This window comes from Priestia sp. BR_2 (genome assembly GCF_041954005.1).
Taxonomy (GTDB): Bacteria; Bacillota; Bacilli; order Paenibacillales; family Paenibacillaceae; genus Paenibacillus_AQ; species Paenibacillus_AQ lautus_A.
The window spans coordinates 1-2,104 of record NZ_JAVFHM010000028.1; the positions used below are offsets into that span (position 1 = coordinate 1).

3 protein-coding genes are annotated in these 2,104 nt (G+C 36.0%); all 3 read left to right on the forward strand.

The window, feature by feature from the left end; genetic code table 11:
* Positions 1 to 285 (forward strand): phosphatase PAP2 family protein (locus RB298_RS00345; RefSeq protein WP_486045180.1); only part of this gene is annotated, 285 nt, incomplete at its 5' end.
* A gap of 93 nt (positions 286 to 378) precedes the next feature.
* On the forward strand, positions 379 to 1,092 hold the full coding sequence (locus tag RB298_RS00350) for a response regulator transcription factor (RefSeq protein ID WP_486045182.1): 714 nt from the start codon (positions 379 to 381) through the stop codon (positions 1,090 to 1,092).
* Positions 1,076 to 2,104, forward strand: a 1,029-nt coding sequence (locus tag RB298_RS00355) for a histidine kinase dimerization/phospho-acceptor domain-containing protein (RefSeq protein ID WP_486045184.1), incomplete at its 3' end; no start/stop codon positions are given. The genes RB298_RS00350 and RB298_RS00355, both read left to right, overlap by 17 nt.

Genomic DNA, 2,104 nt, shown 5'->3' on the forward strand with positions numbered 1-2,104 from the left:
GAGCAGCTTTCATACACCTTTCCAAGTGAGCAATCAGTAATGGCTTTTGTTATTTATGGATTTGCTGTATTTATGCTGGTTCGACACTCTAGAAGGTTATGGATTCCTACATTGGCACCCATAGTGGCCATTCTTATTTTATTGCTTATTGCGATTAGTCGTTTGTATCTGAGTATCCAATATCCCAGTGACATTGCAGCAGGATATGTATTTGGAGGAGTATGGCTAGGTTTAAACGTTTTGCTTCTTGAAACCTTCCGTCTTATGAAAGGTATTAATCCATAGTGGTTCACTAAAAAGAAAGGTCTAACTACACAGGAACTTATCTTGTCCAAATGGGGTTTATTATATTTTGAACGATGCGAAAGGAGAACCTGCATGCAAAACCGTATTTTAATCGTTGAAGATGAAGAAATGATTGCACGAGCTCTTCAAATTGAGCTTGAGCATGAAGGATACCAAGTACTCGTGGAGCGCGAAGGAAAAAGCGGCCTTGAGGCTGCTTTACATAACAGCATTGATCTAGTTTTATTAGACGTTATGCTTCCAGAACTTAGCGGTATCGAAGTCCTTCGAAGAATTAGAAAAAAGAACGCCTACCTCCCTGTTATTCTTTTGACAGCCCGTGACACTACGTTAGATAAAGTGATGGGACTAGATCATGGAGCAAATGATTACATCACCAAGCCCTTTGAAATAGAAGAGGTGTTAGCTAGGGTACGCAATAGTCTTCGTCATAGAGCTATCATTCAAGAAGTTACTGACAAAAAAGATGTTCATTTATCAATAGAAGATTTATCTGTAAATCTAGAGAGCAGGGAAGTAATAAGAAAAAACAAAACGATTATATTAACGCCGAAAGAATATGATTTGCTTGTTTATTTACTAAAAAATCAACATATCGTATTAAGCAGAGAAAATATCCTCTTGACCGTTTGGGGCTATGATTATGAAGGAGAAACAAACGTAGTAGATGTGTATATTGGCCATTTGAGAAAGAAAATAGAAGAAGAGATTACCTCTTCCTTGATTCACACCGTCAGAGGAGTAGGATATGTGATAAGAAAGGAACCATATGAAAATTACTACTAAGGTTAACTTGTTTATTACAGTTTCTCTGTTAGTCAGCTTGCTTATTGTAAATACGATTGTATTTTTTTTATTTATGAAAACGACCGTTAATATGGAAGCACACTTAGTCTTCAAAAATGCGAATGAAATGTTGAAAAAATACCACATTTCTAAATCCTTAACACTCGACAAAAACCTTTTAAACTCTTACATACCTAGTCACTCTTTTATTCGAATCGTGGGGCCGAACTCTACAACTATTAATCAAGTCACTAACGACAAAGTTCTTGTTCAGAAAATCCCCCCTACTTTTTCAACAGAAAAGAACTTTGAACTTAGACCTTTTCAAGAACATCAAAATTTAGTGGTTCACGTACCGATTCATCAGAATCACAAAGTAATAGGCACGTTAGAAATAAGTGAGCGGTTATCAGGACTAGAAAGCCGCAAAGATATTATTTTGTCCATAATGGGGACTGTTACCGTCATTTCGGTTCTTCTCTCTTTTCTAGCTGGCAGATGGTTATCAGCTATCATTATGAAGCCTATTGTATCAATGATCTCTACAATGGAGGATATTGAACAAAGTGGCACGCTGAAAAAGATTGGTATACAAACTGAAACAAAAGATGAAGTGTACAAAATGGCAGCTACATTTAACCGTATGATTAGTAAACTGAAGGAAAACTCAGATAAACAAAGGCAATTTATTTCCGATGCTTCACATGAGTTAAAAACGCCTGTGACTGTTATTAGCAGCTTTATTACAATTCTTAGAAGGCATGGAACACAAGATGAAAAAATAGCAAAAGAAGCAATTGAGGCTATTTATTTAGAAACAAATAGAATGAAAAATTTGACTAAAACACTGTTAAGTTTAGCTGAATTAGAGGATTCCAAACCTGTTGACATAAAATTAGTTGATCTTGTCTCTCTCAGTACAGCCCTTGTAACTCAGTTCATGCAAGTTTATGACCGACCTATTATCCTGCATAAAAATTCCCACTCCATTTTCATCAAGGGAGATGAATTG